Genomic DNA, 963 nt, shown 5'->3' with positions numbered 1-963 from the left:
GGGTTCGAACCCACACGTCCTAACGGACACTAGATTTTGAGTCTAGCGCGTCTGCCAGTTCCGCCACTCCGGCAAAATGCCTTATATAAAATAAGATTGGAAAAGGCGGTAATCGGATTCGAACCGACGATAAAGGTTTTGCAGACCTCTGCCTTACCACTTGGCTATACCGCCAGGATAACTTTGCCTTGCCACTTGGCTATCAACCAATCTAAAGGGCGGTATGTGGGAATCGAACCCACGCGTGTCGGATCCACAAACCGATGTGTTAACCACTTCACCAATACCGCCATAACATTATTAACAGGGATAGTAGGAGTTGAACCCACACCGACGGTTTTGGAGACCGTAGTTCTACCATTAAACTATATCCCTAAGATGGAGGGGAGTGGATTCGAACCACCGAACCCGAAGGAGCGGATTTACAGTCCGCCGCGTTTAGCCAGACTTCGCTACCCCTCCATAAATGGCGCGGGACAGAATCGAACTGCCGACACATGGAGCTTCAATCCATTGCTCTACCAACTGAGCTACCGAGCCAAATACCAGAGTATAATGTTATATAATGTTGTGTATTCAATTGTAATACATAACAACGGTCCGTACGAGACTCGAACTCGTGATCTCCTGCGTGACAGGCAGGCGTCCTAAACCAACTAGACCAACGGACCAATTGCTGCTATGAATAATGGAGGATACAGGGATCGAACCTGTGACCTCCTGCTTGTAAGGCAGATGCTCTCCCAGCTGAGCTAATCCTCCATGAAAAGTGACCCGTACGGGATTCGAACCCATGTTACCGCCGTGAAAGGGCGGTGTCTTAACCACTTGACCAACGGGTCATATCTTTATTATTAACGGAGAGTAAGGGATTCGAACCCTTGAAACAGGCGTTTACCCGTTTACATCATTTCCAATGATGCTCCTTCGGCCAACTCGGACAACTCTCCATTCAAATAATAA

The 963-nt window shown here is 48.1% G+C and carries 9 tRNA genes; all 9 read right to left on the bottom strand.

What is annotated here, in order from left to right:
- Positions 1-103: 103 nt before the first annotated feature.
- Positions 104-174 (bottom strand) — tRNA-Cys (locus NBRC111893_RS10570).
- Between the two features lie 43 nt (positions 175-217).
- Positions 218-290 (bottom strand) — tRNA-His (locus tag NBRC111893_RS10565).
- Positions 291-304: 14 nt separating this feature from the next.
- Positions 305-375, bottom strand: a tRNA-Trp gene (locus tag NBRC111893_RS10560).
- Positions 376-379: 4 nt separating this feature from the next.
- Positions 380-462: transfer RNA gene (locus NBRC111893_RS10555), tRNA-Tyr, on the bottom strand.
- Positions 463-467: 5 nt separating this feature from the next.
- Positions 468-540: transfer RNA gene (locus NBRC111893_RS10550), tRNA-Phe, on the bottom strand.
- A 56-nt stretch (positions 541-596) separates the two neighbouring features.
- Positions 597-671 (bottom strand) — tRNA-Asp (locus tag NBRC111893_RS10545).
- An 18-nt stretch (positions 672-689) separates the two neighbouring features.
- Positions 690-762: transfer RNA gene (locus NBRC111893_RS10540), tRNA-Val, on the bottom strand.
- Between the two features lie 8 nt (positions 763-770).
- Positions 771-842, bottom strand: a tRNA-Glu gene (locus tag NBRC111893_RS10535).
- A 16-nt stretch (positions 843-858) separates the two neighbouring features.
- Positions 859-950: transfer RNA gene (locus NBRC111893_RS10530), tRNA-Ser, on the bottom strand.
- Positions 951-963 lie beyond the last annotated feature (13 nt).

The organism is Lentilactobacillus kosonis, from assembly GCF_003864335.1.
GTDB classification, from domain to species: Bacteria; Bacillota; Bacilli; order Lactobacillales; family Lactobacillaceae; genus Lentilactobacillus; species Lentilactobacillus kosonis.
This window is presented reverse-complemented; position numbering and strand designations above follow the sequence as displayed.